At 67.0% G+C, this 15378-nt stretch carries 15 protein-coding genes and 3 pseudogenes; 10 read left to right on the top strand and 8 right to left on the bottom strand.

Features of this window, described 5'->3' with window-relative positions:
* Window positions 1-4 precede the first annotated feature (4 nt).
* Complete coding sequence (locus tag OG289_RS27365) at window positions 5-772, top strand: transposase (RefSeq protein WP_327316672.1); 768 nt, start codon at window positions 5-7, stop codon at window positions 770-772.
* Here the strand turns inward: OG289_RS27365 and OG289_RS27360 are convergent.
* Complete coding sequence (locus tag OG289_RS27360) at window positions 762-1076, bottom strand: hypothetical protein (RefSeq protein ID WP_327316671.1); 315 nt, start codon at window positions 1074-1076, stop codon at window positions 762-764. The two genes, OG289_RS27365 and OG289_RS27360, sit on opposite strands and share 11 nt — an antisense overlap.
* A 321-nt stretch (window positions 1077-1397) precedes the next feature.
* A complete protein-coding gene (locus tag OG289_RS27355; protein WP_327316670.1) occupies window positions 1398-1766 on the bottom strand; it encodes a hypothetical protein in 369 nt (122 codons plus the stop codon).
* Window positions 1767-2067: 301 nt separating this feature from the next.
* On the opposite strand from OG289_RS27355, the pseudogene OG289_RS27350 reads away from it, so the two are divergent.
* Window positions 2068-2286, top strand: a pseudogene (locus OG289_RS27350) (transposase); the annotation flags it as partial.
* A gap of 378 nt (window positions 2287-2664) precedes the next feature.
* Here OG289_RS27350 and OG289_RS27345 read toward each other — a convergent pair.
* A pseudogene (locus tag OG289_RS27345) lies at window positions 2665-2864 on the bottom strand (hypothetical protein); the annotation flags it as partial.
* 270 nt (window positions 2865-3134) lie between these two features.
* On the opposite strand from OG289_RS27345, the gene OG289_RS27340 reads away from it, so the two are divergent.
* Both OG289_RS27340 and OG289_RS27335 read left to right on the top strand, forming a co-directional pair.
* Window positions 3135-4232 carry an NmrA family NAD(P)-binding protein gene (locus tag OG289_RS27340; RefSeq protein WP_327316668.1) on the top strand — a complete coding sequence of 366 codons (1098 nt, stop codon included), beginning with the start codon at window positions 3135-3137 and terminating at the stop codon, window positions 4230-4232.
* Between the two features lie 180 nt (window positions 4233-4412).
* The gene (locus OG289_RS27335; RefSeq protein WP_327316667.1) at window positions 4413-4880 is read left to right on the top strand and encodes an ester cyclase; all 468 of its coding nucleotides are present in this window, start codon (window positions 4413-4415) and stop codon (window positions 4878-4880) included.
* Between the two features lie 999 nt (window positions 4881-5879).
* Here the strand turns inward: OG289_RS27335 and OG289_RS27330 are convergent.
* A complete protein-coding gene (locus OG289_RS27330) occupies window positions 5880-6758 on the bottom strand; it encodes an alpha/beta fold hydrolase (RefSeq protein WP_327316666.1) in 879 nt (292 codons plus the stop codon).
* A 124-nt stretch (window positions 6759-6882) separates the two neighbouring features.
* Window positions 6883-7065 carry a hypothetical protein gene (locus OG289_RS27325; RefSeq protein ID WP_327316665.1) on the bottom strand — a complete coding sequence of 61 codons (183 nt, stop codon included), beginning with the start codon at window positions 7063-7065 and terminating at the stop codon, window positions 6883-6885.
* 519 nt (window positions 7066-7584) lie between these two features.
* On the opposite strand from OG289_RS27325, the gene OG289_RS27320 reads away from it, so the two are divergent.
* From OG289_RS27320 to OG289_RS27305, 4 genes are all read left to right on the top strand, one after another.
* Window positions 7585-9084 (top strand): MFS transporter, encoded by a 1500-nt coding sequence (locus OG289_RS27320; RefSeq protein ID WP_327316664.1) that lies wholly within the window; start codon window positions 7585-7587, stop codon window positions 9082-9084.
* Window positions 9085-9386: 302 nt separating this feature from the next.
* Window positions 9387-9956: a TetR/AcrR family transcriptional regulator gene (locus tag OG289_RS27315; RefSeq protein WP_327316663.1), complete on the top strand. Its 570-nt coding sequence runs from the start codon at window positions 9387-9389 to the stop codon at window positions 9954-9956.
* Between the two features lie 303 nt (window positions 9957-10259).
* Window positions 10260-11384, top strand: coding sequence for a 4Fe-4S binding protein (locus OG289_RS27310; RefSeq protein WP_327316662.1), 1125 nt, complete (start codon window positions 10260-10262; stop codon window positions 11382-11384).
* 189 nt (window positions 11385-11573) lie between these two features.
* Window positions 11574-12143: a TetR/AcrR family transcriptional regulator gene (locus OG289_RS27305; protein ID WP_327316661.1), complete on the top strand. Its 570-nt coding sequence runs from the start codon at window positions 11574-11576 to the stop codon at window positions 12141-12143.
* Window positions 12144-12167: 24 nt separating this feature from the next.
* Here OG289_RS27305 and OG289_RS27300 read toward each other — a convergent pair whose 3' ends face one another.
* Entirely contained in the window at window positions 12168-12692 is a 525-nt protein-coding gene (locus tag OG289_RS27300; protein WP_327316660.1) for a TetR/AcrR family transcriptional regulator, read from the bottom strand.
* Window positions 12693-12785: 93 nt separating this feature from the next.
* Between OG289_RS27300 and OG289_RS27295 the strand changes: the two genes are divergently transcribed.
* The gene (locus OG289_RS27295) at window positions 12786-13601 is read left to right on the top strand and encodes an oxidoreductase (protein ID WP_327316659.1); all 816 of its coding nucleotides are present in this window, start codon (window positions 12786-12788) and stop codon (window positions 13599-13601) included.
* A 149-nt stretch (window positions 13602-13750) separates the two neighbouring features.
* On the opposite strand, the gene OG289_RS27290 is transcribed toward OG289_RS27295, so the two are convergent.
* Both OG289_RS27290 and OG289_RS27285 read right to left on the bottom strand, forming a co-directional pair.
* Window positions 13751-14122 carry a DUF1330 domain-containing protein gene (locus OG289_RS27290; RefSeq protein WP_327316658.1) on the bottom strand — a complete coding sequence of 124 codons (372 nt, stop codon included), beginning with the start codon at window positions 14120-14122 and terminating at the stop codon, window positions 13751-13753.
* A 58-nt stretch (window positions 14123-14180) separates the two neighbouring features.
* Window positions 14181-14882 (bottom strand): SDR family oxidoreductase, encoded by a 702-nt coding sequence (locus OG289_RS27285; protein WP_327316657.1) that lies wholly within the window; start codon window positions 14880-14882, stop codon window positions 14181-14183.
* Window positions 14883-14996: 114 nt separating this feature from the next.
* On the opposite strand from OG289_RS27285, the pseudogene OG289_RS27280 reads away from it, so the two are divergent.
* A pseudogene (locus OG289_RS27280) lies at window positions 14997-15130 on the top strand (IS5/IS1182 family transposase); the annotation flags it as partial.
* Window positions 15131-15378 lie beyond the last annotated feature (248 nt).

The raw sequence follows: 15378 nt of genomic DNA, 5'->3' as shown, positions 1-15378 counted from the left end.
GGTCATGGGTGGGGTGATCTCAGCGGATGATCCGAAGTGGATCGAGCCGTTCTCCGGGCTGACCGAAGTGCAGTTCGGCAAGCTGGTGGCGTTGGTGCGGCGCCGTGGAGGTGACGTTCAGCGGGGCAGGCCGTGGCGGCTGCCGCTGGCGGACCGCGTCTTGCTGGTAGCCACGTACTGGCGCACGAACCTGACGTTGCGGCAGGTGGCTCCGCTGTTCGGGGTCTCGAAGTCCGCAGCCGACCGCATCCTCGATCACCTCGCCCCGCTGCTCGCGATTTCACCGGCGCGTCGGCCGCGGAAGGACACCGTCTACATCGTCGACGGCACCTTGGTGCCCACCCGCGACCGCAGCATCGCCGCCTCCAGCAAGAACTACCGGTACTCGACCAACCTGCAGGTCGTCATCGACGCCAACAGCCGCCTGGTCGTGGCGATCGGCATCCCGCTGCCCGGCAGTCGCAACGACTGCCGGGCCTTTGCCGAGTCCGGTGTAAACCGGGCCTGCCGCGGAGCCCCGGTCATCGCGGATGGTGGCTACCAGGGCACCGGCGTCCTCATCCCGCACCGTAAACGGCGCGGCCAGAAGCGTCTCAGCGCGCAACAGGAGGCGGAGAACACCGTCCACCGCAGAGCCCGCGCGCGGGTGGAACATGCACTGTCCCGGTTGAAGAACTGGAAGATCCTGCGGGACTGCCGTCTCAAGGGGAACGGCGTTCACCAGGCCATGCTCGGCATCGCCCGACTCCACAACCTCGCGCTCACGGGATGAGCTGGCTTGGTCTAACAGTGAACGTGTCCCGTCCGTCCGGCGTCGTGACCCCGTCCGGCGAGGTGGAGACCGTCACGACCTCGTCGCCGGCCGTCGCTTCGACGTCGTCCTGGATCACGCACGCCACCGTGACCTTCACCGGGTAGACCGAGTCGGGGGTCAGCTCGGCGAATTGCGCGAAAATTGCGCTCTTGTCGATCAAGCACCAGCGTTGTCCCGCAGCATCAACGAACTGAACCTCGACGATGCCGGGAAACGGCTCGTCATTGACCCAACGAACCGCTTCACAGCGCAGCTCAGGCACTCAGGCTCCCGTCCTGGATCCGGACCACAGCGGCAACGAGCGCCAGTATGCCTGAGACGTCGACCTCCGTTACGGGACAGCCTTTAGCGCAGGAACTGGGCGACAGATCATGACAGGGCGAACGTTGCCTGATGCGGCACCAGCCGAAGTTCGATGGGGTGCGTCTGGTCATGCACCGGACGGAGGAGACCACCCTCTGCTCGGTCAAGCAGGAAGATAGACGGCTTTCGCCTGGTGAATTTTGCCAAAACTCACCAGGCGAAAGCCGTCTATCCCGTTCATTTAATTTCCGTCGAAGAGCGAGCGAAAATTAGGCTAGCGTCAGCACTTCCAGACGCCTGTGACGTTGTCGAAGATGCTCTTGTCGAACTTCTTGTGGCTCTTCGTGCCGGCAGCGACCGTGACGCAGTTTGACATGTGGTTCTCCTGGTTCTTCGTGTCGAAGAACTCCACGCGGTACTTCACGCTGTGGTTGCAGTGGTTGTTGTAGTAGACGGTGACGGAATTGTTCCCGGGCGTGTACGACGTGTTGAAGCGGTTCACCGTCGGGTTGTTGTCGCAGCCCCACGAGGTGTGCACGGTGCCGCTGGCCAGCGGAGTAGCAGAGGCCCCAGCCTGCGGCGCGGCGTAGGCAGTGCTCCCGAGCATGGGCAGAGCCAGCACCGCAAGAGCCGTGACCTTGGCACCCATACGAACAGTATTCATTGAGAAATTTCCCCCTGAGAAAAGACTACTTGCACCTGCACTTGTCGGTCGAGGTGAACTCTCGCACGTAAAGCAGAACGTCAGCAATCCGCTTGAGTCAAACTTGAGGTGTCGATTTTCGCGGCCTGATTGTGTGCGAAATTCGCGTGATATAGCCCGTCGGCCTAGTCTGACGGTGAAGGGCATCAATCCACCCAATCATCCCGGTTGCCCCTAGGTGCACTGCCCATAGAGTATTTGCGGTGCTTAGACCGTTTCCTACGTGGTGAGGCGGTCGTACTCCGGTATGGGGCGGGGAACATGGAGTTGGATCGCTCCCGACGGGCTGCGGGAGATCGCGAAGCCGCTGACCCCGCTGTCGAGGTTGCGGCCGCAGGGCGACGGGACGCAGGACACGCCTGATGAGACGCTGTTCGCAGCGATCGTCTACGTGCTGGTGTCCGGTTGCGCCTGGCGGGCATTGCCGCCGTGCTTCGGCATACCGAAGTCGACCGGGCACCGCCGCTCGAAACGGCCAAGGAGCGTCTCCGCGCCGATCTGTACGGGGGAGCCGACGAGCCGACGGCGCCAGGCAAGGACACAGCCGACGCGCCACAAGCGCACCAGATAGAGCGGGGAACAGCGGGGAACCACGGTGAAAGCGACCGGGGGCGATGTGACCTCCGCCGGCGCGCATCGTGCTCGTCGTCGGTACCCAGATCAACGGCGCCCCCCACATCGGCACCTCCCTCGTGCAATCCCTGGCCTTCGCCATGGCCGCCCGCCTGTGCGACCGCTTCGGCATCCCCTCCGAGGTCCTCTTCAGCGCCCTCCGGCTTGAGCGCCTGGGTGAGGACCACCAGCGGCGGCCCGAGCAGCAGCGCGGTCGGGGCGCGGGCCGCGAGCGCGATGCTCTTCGGCACCAGCTCGCCCACCACCATCAACACGACCGTGGAAACGACCACGCCCGGCACGGTCGCCACCGACGAGGCGACCCCGCCCAGGCCGACGGCCTCCAGCGGACCGCGCAGCAGCGCGGCCGGCGACGGCTCGGCGAGCATGCCGATCACCCATTGAGGTCACGGTGATGCCGGGCTGAGGCCCCAGAGAGCTGGACGCCACGCGCCCAGCCCGCAGACACCTTTGCACCGCTCAGCCGGGAAGAACCGGGCCCCGGGCGCTTGCCGCATGGAAACCGATCGGTGTACCGTATGGGAAACCGATCGGTTTCCGAAGTGCTCATGGCCTCCGGTCATCGGCGAGCGTCAGTCGATCGGCGCCATTGACCGCAGGGCTGATGCAGAGGTCGGTCCCGAATGCGCCGCACCCGGCGCGTGCCGATCGCGTGCGCACTCAACCTCGGAGTCAAAAACCATGTCTTCTCATGCCACATCCAACATCTTCGTCATCGGCGGCACAGGGGCTCAAGGAATACCCATTGTCCGCGCTCTTGTCGCCGACAAGAAGTACTCCGTCCGGGTGCTCACTCGGGATGCCACATCTCCCCGGGCCCAGGCTCTCCTCGCACTCGGCAACGTCTCCATCCTCGAAGGGTCATTCGCCGACGAGGACGTGCTGCGCGAAGGATTTCGCGGCTGCGACGGGGCGTTCATCAACATCGACGGGTTCAACACCGGCGAGAAGACCGAGACCTACTGGGCCATCCGCACATACGAGATAGCGATCGAAGAAGGAATCAAGTTCTTCGTCTACGGAAACCTGGACTACGCCCTCAAGAAGTCAGGCTACGACTCCAGGTTCCGCACCGGTCACTATGACGGCAAAGGCCGCATGGCCGAATGGGTACTGTTCCAGAACGAGAAGAACAGGGACCGCATGGGAGCAGCGGTCTTCACCTCGGGTCCCTACATCGAGATGGTGATCTCGCCGCTCACTCCCATGCAACCCAGCATCGAGGACGGCGTCGTCACGTGGCGAGTCCCGCTCGGCGATGGAGCCGTTCCGCATGTGGCTCTCGAAGACTGCGGATTCTATGTCCGCTGGCTCTTCGACCATCCGGAGCGAGCCAATGGCATGGACCTCGAAGTCGCCATCGAGCACATGACCTATGCCGATATGGCGGCGGCTTTCGAGAAGGTCACCGGCCATCCGGCGCAGTACATCGACACCGATCTGGAAACATATTGGAACAGCCCGGACCTGAAGGGGATCGCGGATCACCCTGCCGGATACAACGCCGACCCCAACGACAAGAGCACCATGAGCTTCCGTGACAATTTCACAGGCTTCTGGAATGTGTGGAAGCACGGAATCATCACCAGGGACTACGCTCTACTCGACGAAATCCACCCCGCCAGGATCAGAAGCGCGGAGGAGTGGTTCCGTCGCGAAGACCAGCTGGGAAGGGAACTCGGCAAGGGAAGTCTCTGGGAGAGGGTTCAGCCGGAGAACTGGAGCGTGGACTCCGCGGTTCTCAAAAGCAGCGCGGATTTCAGGACGGGCAAGTTGTAGACGGGCGCGATCAGCGCTGCCCACGCCCTGTCCGACACGGTCAGGAACGGCCGACCGGCGTTCCGGCAGAGAGTGATCCATATCGCTCACGCGGTCCCTATCAGTTCATTAGATGTAACTGGTTCCGTTGGGGAACCGTAGGGCTGGATCAGCCCGCACCACACACCATGGGAGGACCTCATGACCGCGATCAGTACGGCCAACACCGCAAGCGAGATGGTGCGCTCGGCCACGACCACCGCGTTGCGGATTGCCGCGCGCAACCTTGAGCTCTACGACACCGGCAATGTCGCCGGGGCAGACGAGGTGTTCGCCCCGGATCTGATCGACCACAACCCCGCTGACGGCGCCGCCTCGGGCATCGACGGCATGCGAGCGCTGATCGCCGCGGTCCGCGACGGATTCACCGACACGCAGCACCGGATCCTTTTCCAGCAGGAGCTTCCCGGCGGCTGGGTGGTCCTCCACTGGCGGATGACCGGGACCCACACCGGAGACGCCTTCGGGTTCGCCGCCAGCGGCAACCCGGTCGATATCAATGGCACCGACATCATCCGCGTTGTCGACGGCAAGATCACCGAGATCTACCACGTCGAAGAACTGCTCAAGCTCACCCAACAGATCAGCACCGGCGCGCAGTCGGCGTGAAGATCGAGGTCTTCTCGGACAGCGCCCGCCCCTGAGTCCTGATCTGCAAGCCTCGCCTGAACGCGGCGCTTGCGGACTTCGGACACCGCAGCCTGGTTCAGCGTCGCTTTGTCGCTCGTCGCTCCGGCTGCCGCTTCTGGCGCCGAGCCCCGCGAGAAGCAGGCCGTTGGTGACAACCGAGACCCAGCGCGACGGCTCCGGCCGGAGCCGTCGCGCTGGGTCTCGTCCAGGGTGGGCAGCACATCACCGCGCCGGAGCTCAGCCCAGACGGCCACAGCCTCTCGGCGGGTGACCGCACCGGCCGCGTCGCCCTGTGGACGGCCGGCAGCACCGCTGCGCCAGAGTCCTGCGCAACGCCTTCCCTCAGGTCCCTCGGTGACACCGCAGAGGCAATCGGTGCCCTCGCCCTCAGTCCTGACGGCCGCGGCCTCGCCACAGACGGCACGTCGGCACGCTCCAATCGGCAGCCGGAGCGACGAGCGACAAAGCGACGCTGAACCGTATCCACCCCGCCGTAACATCGGCGCCTCGGCCGTCATCCCGCTTCTGACCCGCCCGGCTGCGAGAACACTTTCCTGGCGGGGACCAGACGGCGGTCCCCGCCTCGACCGGGGCGTCCCGACAACGTCGCCGATCCGCGCCAGAGATCGATGTCGGCCAGCCACTGGCCAGAGGTCCGGGGGGCACACCAAGGAGCTTCCGGGCGGAGCGCTCGGCTGTGATCGAGTGGTCCGGCTGCGTACTGAGGGCTCGGTACCTGTCTGCGATGGCGGCAATGGCTTGCTCGCCGAACGCGGGAGCGAGCGGCGCGAAGAAGGCGTGGGGGTCGGTCGCCTCGTAGGTCACGGTCCGCCCGAGCCGGGTGCTGAACGCCTCGGCCAGGTCCTCTCCGCCGATGGCCGGGTACTGTCCGACGGAGACCACACCGGTGACGTCCGCGACCCGGTCCCGGTCACGCACTACACCCGAACGGGGGTGGCCACGGCGCTCTCGGGACGGTCAGGCCACCGCGTTCAGCAGGTCGGCCAGCACATCAGGCCGTTCCAGGGCGATGAAGTGGCCGGCCTTCGGCACCTGCGTGAACTCGGCGGCGGGCAGCAGCTTCTTGTTGGCCTCCCGGTCCGAGGGCCGGGACCAGTCCTTCTCCCCGTAGACGAGGTGGACGGGCGCCTTGACCTCGGGGTAGCGCGAGCGGGCCGCGATGAGGCTGGGCAGGGCCTGGTACACGGCCCGGGCGACGGTCGGGTAGCCGGGGCGGCTGCCCACCTGGAGGAGTTCGTCCATGTAGTCCTCACGCAGCGCGCTCTTGTCGCCGAGGCCGCCTTGAAGGATCGTGCGGAGGGCGGGCTTGGGCTCGACCCCGGCGATCACGGGGCCCACGCCGGGCGCGAGGACACCGCTGACCACTACACGGGCGAGAAGACTTGAGCGGGCGATTCCGCCGCGGAAGTCGTATGTGTTGACCGCGGCGACGCGTCGTACCCGCTCCGGGAGATCGGCCGCGGCGGTCAGGGCGAGCACCGCGCCCATGGACTCCCCGACCAACGTCACGTCATTCAGGTCGAGTTCGGTCAGCAGGCGCTCGACGCCCGCACGCATCGCGGGCTCGTCGTACGACGCCCCGGGCACGATCTCGGAGTAGCCCATCCCCGGCAGGTCGAGGGCGTACACGGTGTACCGGTCCGCGATCAGCGGGATGAGGTGGCGGAAGTGCTCGGCCTGGGTGCGCACGGTGTGCAGCAGGACCAGGGGGGCGCCGGTGCCCGCCTTGAGGTAGCGCAGCGTTCCCTCGCGGTCGACAGATCCCGCGCGCGGGGCGATGGTGTGGCTGGTGGTCCCCGGAATGCGAATCGTGGGACGTGACTCTCGGCTGGGCATCTCGCCGACTCCTTGCGTGGAAGGGGATTACCAAAACGGTCATGACTCTCACCGGAGAAACCGATCGGTCTCCACTAAGGTAAACCGATCGGTTTCCAGGCGCAAGCCCGGCAGGCCCCCGACTTCACCGGGGCGTTCCGTACCCGTGGACGCCTGGGACGACGAGCTCTCCGCCTGCCTGTCCCGCCTGGTCGATGTCGGCGTCGTCCAAGCCCAGTTGGAGCTTGAGGTCGAGTTTCCCGACCGTGCCGTAGAGCCACTCCGGGACGGTGTCGGGCTCGAGGTGGAGGCGGAGGGCTGGAGGCAAGGGGGACGCCTTCGAGGCCGGAGAGGGTGCCCGTCGGGCTCTCGACGTACATGGTGATGCGGTCGCCTCGCAGCGCGGATGTCGAGCCGGGCGCTCCGTCGATGTGCCGGATCTGCGGGCCGACGGGTACGGCCGTCTTCAGGTCGCGGATCGCAATGGCCGCCGCGGAGAACCTGAGCGCCCGCTCGGGCCCGGCGGCCGGGTCCACGGTCACCACGCCGCCGGAGACGAGGTCGCGCAGTTCGAGGCGGCTTCCCTTCATGGTCAAGAGGTCCGCAAGGCCGGTGGTCGCGGCGGTCGCGCTCGGTCTTGAAGGTGCGACACAAGGCGTCGACGCCGAACAACCAGGGGCCGGTCGAGGCAGCACCGTCGGCCTACGCGGACTTCGCCCCCGTCGGGTCACTCCCGGGCCAGATGCGACACGTTCACTTGCACCGAGGAAACCGATCTGTTTTCCTAAGTGGAAACCGATCGGTTTCCGACCGACGGTCGTCCCATGCCCAGCGACTGAGGAGAAAAGTGAGTACCACCTTCGACCGCGGAGCGCCCGCTTCGGGGAAAACAGACTCGGGCCGCCGCGGCTCACATGCCGTGCGCTGGTGGGTGCTCGTCGTGCTGGGCGTGGCACAGCTCATGGTCACGCTCGATGCGACCGTCGTGAACATCGCCCTGCCCGAAGCGCAACATGACCTCGGTTTCAGTGACGGCAGCCGGCAGTGGGTCATCACGGGGTACGCCTTGGCGTTCGGCAGCCTGCTGCTGCTCGGGGGCCGACTCGGTGACCTGTTCGGTCGACGTACGACCTTCGCGACCGGCCTGATCGGTTTCGCGGCCGCATCCGTCGTCGGCGGCGCGGCCGGCAGCTTCGACATACTCGTCGCGGCACGCGTGGCCCAGGGACTGTTCGCCGCACTGCTCGCGCCCGCGGCGCTCTCGCTGCTCAGCGTGACCTTCACCGACCCGGCCGAAAGGCCGAAAGCCTTCGGCATCTTCAGTGCGTTGTCCGGTGCGGGTGCCGCGGTCGGACTCCTGCTCGGCGGCATGCTCACCGAATGGGCGTCGTGGCGCTGGGTGATGTACGTGAACGTCATTTTCGCGGGCGTCGCACTGGTCGGCGCGTTGCTGTTGCTGGCCAAGCCCGTGGTCACCGAACGACCCAAGATCGACATTCCTGGCACCGTCGTGGTGAGCGCCGCGCTGTTCGGCATCGTCTACGGGTTCGCGCACGTCGAATCCACCAGTTGGACCGACCCGGTCGCCCTCGGCTCCATGATCAGCGGCGTGGTGCTGCTCGCGGTATTCGCCCGGCTGGAGCGCAGGGTCGCGCATCCGCTGCTGCCGCTGCGAGTCGTGCTGGACCGGACCCGAGGTGGTTCGTTCCTGGCCGTGTTCGTCCTGGGCATGGGGATGTTCTCGATCTTCCTGTTCCTGACCTACTACCTGGAGGCCAGCATCGGCTACTCGCCGATCGAGGCCGGTCTGTCCTTCCTGCCGATGGTCGGGGGCATCGTCGCCTCGTCGACCACGGTGCCTTCGCTGCTGTTGCCCAAGGTCGGCCCGAAGGTCGTGGTCAGCGCCGGCTTCCTGGTCTCCGCGTCCGGCATGGCCCTGCTGACCCGGCTCACGCTGGACAGCGGCTACCTCGCCGACATCATGCCGGGCATGATCCTGTTGGGCCTCGGTATCGGTGCGGTGATGACCACCTCGTTCCAGGGTGCGACCGCAGGCGTGCACCACGAGGACGCGGGCGTCGCCTCGGCACTGATCAACACCAGCCAGCAGGTGGGCGGCTCGATCAGCACGGCGCTGCTGACCACCGTTGCCTCATCGGCCGCGACCGACTACCTCTCCTCGCACAAGCCGGGCGCACTGACCATGGCCCAGGCCGGGGTCGAGAGCTACACGGCCACCCTGGCATGGGGCGCCGGGATCTTCGTGGTCGGCGCGGTGCTCACGGCGTTCCTGATGCCGAATTCAGCTCTGGCGCCGTCGGAGGGCGAGCCTGTGATCGCCCACTGAGTCCGAATCCACCGTGGTGAGAAATGTCCTGCGCTGATGGGTGCCCTCCAGGCACACATCAGCGCAGGACAGGGGCATCTCCGAGACGGTCCCGTGCGTTCCGTCCTCAGCAGACCCATCATCGCCGGTCGAGGGCACGCACGATGGGGGCCGAGCTTTTGAGGCCGGTGAGACACACCGACCATTCTGGAGACCACGGCGGCGCCGAACCGACTCGGCCGTGGGCGGCGCCGTAGCGCACCCCGGCCAGCATCGTAAACCGATCGGTTTCCCATGGGCTGGAATCGAGTTAACCTCGCAATATGACCACCGAAGCAATGCCAAGCTCCCGAGAGCGACTGCTGGAGGCAGCGGCCACGCTCACCTACCGAGACGGCGTCAACATCGGCGTCGACACGCTGTGCAAGGCGGCGGGGGTGTCCAAGCGCTCCATGTACAAGCTGTTCGAGAGCAAAGACGAACTGCTGGCGGCGAGCCTGGAGGAACGCGCCTCCGCCTATGTGACGGCACTCCTTCCCGCGACGGACGACAACCGTCCACCCCGCGAGCGGATCCTGCATGTCTTCGAACAGGCGGAGGCGCAGGCGGGTGCACCCGACTTCCAGGGCTGCCGGTACCTCGTCGTACAGATCGAGCTCAAGGACCCGAGCCACCCCGCGAGCCGGGTGGCCCATCGGGTCAAGGAGAACCTGACAGCCTTCTTCCGCGCCGAGGCCGAACAGGGCGGGGCGAGCGACCCGGACCTGCTGGCCCGGCAGCTGATCCTGGTCTTCGACGGCGCCAGCGCCCGTGCGGGAATCAAAGCCGACACGCAGGCCGGGCTCATCGCCCCCACCGTGGCCGCCCTGCTCGATGCGGCTGACATGCGCTGACGCATCGCGTGACGAGCAGCCGCGGCGAGCGATGCGCTCGGCCGGTCGCAGCCGCCCCCCGGCGACCGAGCAACTCCCATGGGGTCCCCCCACGCCCGTTGCCAGCCGAGGGCCTGACTCGCGGGCTGAGCCCTGATCGCCCGACGATCGATCGCCGACGCCCGCGAGGAACCTGATCGACAGTCCGCAGGAGAGGCCCGCCGCTTGGGCTTGCGCGCGAAAACCGATCGGTTTACGGTGGTGAAACTGATCGGTTTCTCGCCCGTGGCGGCGAGCCTTGTACTCACACCCCCAGGAGCACGGATGACTGCCGCGCGTGACACCGAGGGGCAACCCACCCGTCCCCCGCTTCCGGCGAAGCTGGCGGCCCACCCGTCAGTACGGGCCGTACTCGCCCGGCGCAGGACCGGTGACGTGGGCCGCCCGCCCGCGGTGATCGACACGGCCTGGCTGCGCGAGCTGTGCCTGGCGGCCGGGGCGGACGACGTCGCTGCGGTCAGCCTGGACCACCCGGACCTGGCCGGCGAGCGCGAGCACGCGCTGTCCGCGTTGCCCGGCACCCGCACCCTGATCGCGATGGCGGTCCGGATGAACCGCGACAACTGCCGCTCCCCCGCCCGCAGCGTGGCCAACCAGGAGTTCCACCAGACCGACGAACAGGCCAACCACGCTGCCCGCAGCGTCACCCAGGCCCTCCAGGACGCCGGCTACCGCGCACTCAATCCCTCCGTCGGCTTCCCCCAGGAGATGGACCGCTTCCCCAGCGAACGGATCTGGGTGGTGGCGCACAAGACAGTCGCGGTGGCCGCCGGGCTCGGCGTGATGGGCCTGCACCGCAATGTCATCCACCCGAAGTTCGGCAGCTTCGTGCTGCTGGTCACCGTCCTGGTGGACGCGGAGGTGAGCGAGTACGGGCAGGCTCTGAACTACAACCCCTGCATCGACTGCAAGTTGTGCGTCGCCGCCTGTCCGGTCGGCGCCATCGCCAAGGACGGGGCATTCGACGCGCTGGCCTGCACCACGCACAACTACCGAGAGTTCATGAGCGGGTTCACCGACTGGGCGCAGACGGTGGCCGACAGCGAGGACGCGGCCGACTACCGCTCCCGGGTCAGCGATTCCGAGAGCGCTTCCATGTGGCAGAGCCTTAGCTCTCCGCCCGGCTACAAGTCCGGCTACTGCCTCGCTGTCTGCCCCGCCGGCGAGGACGTCCTGGGCCCGTACCTGGACGACCGCAAGAACTTCATGGACACCGTCCTGCGACCGCTCCAGGACAAGAAGGAAACCCTGTACGTCCTGCCGGACTCCCACGCACAGGAGTACGCCCGGCGCCGCTTCCCCCACAAGCCCGTCAAGGAAGTCACCGGTGGCTGGCATCCCCCGGCGAGGCGTTCCGCGTCCACCGACCGAGAGACCCGTACGTCATGAGCGGCAGGTCACCCAAGACGGGCCATCACTCGCAGTGGCCCCGGTGTGCGTCGTCCTGACGGGGACGGCAGGCGCGCACACCCTCACGGCTCGGCGACGGCCCTTCCCCAGGCCGTCGCCGAGCCCTCGCCGGAGACCTCCGGAAACCGATCGGTTTTCATTTCGTCCACTCCGGGTTAACCTCACGGCATGAGCACCGAAGTGAAACTGAGCCCCAGGGAGCGCCTGCTGGAGGCGGCGGCCACGCTCACCTACCGAGACGGCGTCAACATCGGCGTCGAGGCGCTGTGCAAGGCGGCGGGGGTGTCGAAGCGCTCCATGTATCAGCTGTTCGAGAGCAAGGACGAACTCCTGGCAGCGAGCCTGAAGGAGCGCGCCTCCGCCTACGTGGCGACTCTCCTGCCCGCGATGGACGACGGCCGGTCACCCCGCGAGCGGATCCTGCACGTTTTCGAGCAGGTGGAATCGCAGGCAGGAGCGCCCGAGTTCCGAGGCTGTCGGTATCTGGCCGTGCAGATCGAGCTCAAGGACCAGAGTCACCCTGCGAGCCGCGTGGCCCACCAGGTCAAGGCGAACCTGACGGCCTTCTTCCGCGCCGAGGCCGAGCAGGGCGGGGCGGGCGATCCGGATCTGCTGGCCCGGCAGCTCAGCCTGGTCTTCGACGGCGCGAGCGCCCGCGCGGGGATTCAGGCCGACAACCTGACCGGGCTCGTCGCGCCCACCGTGACGACCCTGCTCGACGCGGCAGGCGTGCACTGACGCATCGCCGCCCAGAAGACTCCCTCACCCCCCGGCACCCAATGGAAGCCCGATGGCCGTAAGCGTGTTGCCGAGCATGCCGCAGGCGAAGAAGCTTGCGGTCTTGTCGGCATCAGCGCCCAACGACAGGCGCACGGTTTCCCAGATACTCATCCAGCCGGCCCGGACGACCTCACCGATCAGGTCATCGCCCTGCACTTCGGAGGCCGCCACGGCGGCATATCCCTGCATCTGCATCAGGAGCGTTTCGGGGCGCGTCGAGATCAGCTGCGCATAGGCGTCCGCCATCATCTGCCGGGCTTGCTCGCCTCCCTCCACCCCGTCGGCCGCCCTCTCGAAAGCCAAGCGAGTGCCTTCCGCGCTCCGCACCAGAGCGGCGACGAAGATCGCCTTCCTGTCCGAGAAAAGCCGGAAGAGATACGGCTGCTTGACGCCGACCCGCTCGGCGATCGCAGCGGTGGTGGTGCCGCGGTAGCCGGCGATCGCGAACTCGGCGATCGCCGCGCGAATGACGTTCTCACGCCGCTCCCGCGCACTGATCCGGCCCATGGCGGCATTCTCCCTGCTTGAACTTGCATGCGAAAACCGATCGGTTTACTCTATCGGAAACTGATCGGTTTCGAGTGGGTGCGGGAGTCCAGGATGACGACAGATCGGCCGGTGGCACTCGTGACGGGTGCGTCATCCGGCATAGGGAAGGAAGCCGCGCTCGCCCTCGTCGCGGCCGGATTCAACGTGGTCGGCACAAGCCGTGACACCTCACGCGTCACCCCGCTCGACGGCGTGACGTTCCTCGGACTCGACGTCGCCAGTGACGCCTCGGTCGCCGCAGCGGTCCAGGAAGTGAGCGAGCGGTTCGGGCGGATCGACGTCCTGGTCAACAACGCCGGCGTCGGCTCGATGGGGGCGGCGGAGGAAACCTCCGTCGAGCAGGCCCGGTCCCTCTTCGACACCAACGTCTTCGGGGTCATGCGCATGGTGAACGAGGTCCTGCCGCACATGCGCGCTCAGCGACGCGGGCGCATCATCAACATCTCGTCCGTGCTCGGGTTCCTGCCCCAGCCCTACATGGCCGCCTACGCCGCCTCCAAGCACGCGATCGAGGGCTACACCGAGTCCCTGGACCACGAGGTCCGTGACCACGGCGTCCGGGCGCTCATCATCGAACCCGCCTACACCAGGACCGGATTCGAGGCCAACAGTGCGAAGCCCGACACCCCCCTGCACGCGTACGCGCAGCAGCGGCAGACCGTCGACCGCGTGATGGCGGAGGCGGTCAGGAACGGCGACGCCCCCGGCGTCGTCGCCCAGGCGATCGTCGCGGCGGCGACCGACCCGAAGCCGAAGCCCCGCTACACCGCCGGTCCCCTGGCCGGACGCGCACGCATACTGCGCCGCCTCGCTCCCGCCGCGGTCTTCGACAGGCAGATCCGCAAGATGAACCAGCTGGCCGGCTGACGCACAGGCGCTGCCCGGGCTTTCCGAACAGCCGCGTCACCACCGGCCGACGCAGGATTCTCCAGCGGGCCGCCGGTCTGCCCACCATCAGCTCCGGAAAGCGAAAGGGCCCACCGACTCCGTCGGCGGGCCCTCACGAAAGATCGAGGCTAAGGCTTGAGCACCGCCAGTACATCGTCGAGCGAAACGTCGGCGGGGTCACTCATATCGGAACCATCGAACGTCTGCCAGATATAGGACGCCGTCCCGCTCTCCCGCAGCGGATGCAGGTCGGCCAATTCCGGATCGTCCCGGAACCTGTTGAACGCCTCTTCGGACTCCCATTCAACGAGGAACAGAACCTGCCGTGGCGCGAGGTCACCAGCTACGTTGTCCCGGAAGCGACCAAACGCCACCATTCGACCACCGTACTGCGGAGCCGCTTCCGGCAAGCGGCTGAAATACGCAAGGTATTTCTCCAGGTCGACCACGTCAAACATATTCAGGGCGTAAAACTTCTTCTTATCTGAATTCGCGCTCATTACTAATACCCTCTCCGACGAATTGCGGTTGGTGGTGGGGCCCCGCCGGGGACCCGGCCTACTTGGCGAGCTGGGGGTACAGCCCTGCCAGGTCGCCGGCCAGGCCCGCCTTGACCTGCCGGGAGATGTCGTCGGCGAGCACCTCGTACGCGCCGGTCTCGACGCCGTCGAGGGCGAGGGAGGCGACGTCACGGGGGTCGGACTTGGGCGCCTCGACGCCAGCCGCGAGGTCCGTATCGACGTAGCCGACGTGCAGTCCGGTGACAGCGATGCCGCGCGACTGAAGCTCCAGGCGCAGGGAGTTGGTCTGCGACCACAGGGCGGCCTTGGAGGCGCTGTAGGAGCCGCCGAGGGCCAGCCAGGAAAGCACGGAGTGCACGTTCAGGACGTGGCCGCCACCATTGCGCTCGATGACCGGCACGAAGGCCCGGGCGACCAGAAGCGGGCCGTAGAAGTTCGCCTCGAACTCCCGGCGTATGTCGTCGATCGGGGAGTCGAGGAAGGACGCGCCGACCGAGGCACCGGCGTTGTTGATCAGTACGGTGACATCCTGCGCCTGCGCGGCAGCGGCCGCCACGGAAGCCGGGTCGGTGACCTCCAGCGCCACCGGGACCGCGTCCGGGTGCGTCACGCTGCGCGGATCGCGGGCCGTGGCGTAGACCTTGCCGGCACCGCGCACATACAGCTCTTCCACGAGGGCCTTGCCTATGCCGCGGCTGCCGCCGGTGACGAAGACGTTCGCGCCCTTCAAAACAGTCATGACTCTCCCCGGAGAACGTGAAACCGATCGGTTTCCAGAAGAGTAAACCGATCGGTTTCCTGACGCAAGCTCAAGCCTTGATCCGACCCCCGCCGCATCGGCGGGTCCGCTCGGGCGGCCGGGGCACGTGAGACGGACCCGAGGGTGCCGGGAAAGGACGCACGCTCCGGCAGCACCGCCCCGACGAGGGCCTCGGACGCTCCCGGGGCGGCTTCACCAGCAAGCTCCACCTCTCGGGCGAGGGCGGGTGACGCCAAGAAGGGGCCGGCTATCCACGTGCACACGCAACGGCTCCGCGCAGTCGGCCCGGGCACGGACGGCCCCATGCAAAAGTTGGGCCACTCCACGCGGCACCCACCCGTCGCCGAGCGCCGTGCCCATAGCGTGCCCATAAGACCGGTGAACCACGGTGCGATCATGCGCTCCCGGGCGCCACACCAGAGCACGTATGCCCAGTTCAGAGGCTATCCGCCTCCCCAAGCACCGCGGCTTCCCG

Origin of the sequence: Streptomyces sp. NBC_01235, from assembly GCF_035989285.1 — a bacterium.
Lineage (GTDB): Bacteria > Actinomycetota > Actinomycetes > Streptomycetales > Streptomycetaceae > Streptomyces.
Note: the sequence above shows the minus strand (reverse complement) of the source record. Positions and strands in the feature narration are given on the sequence as shown.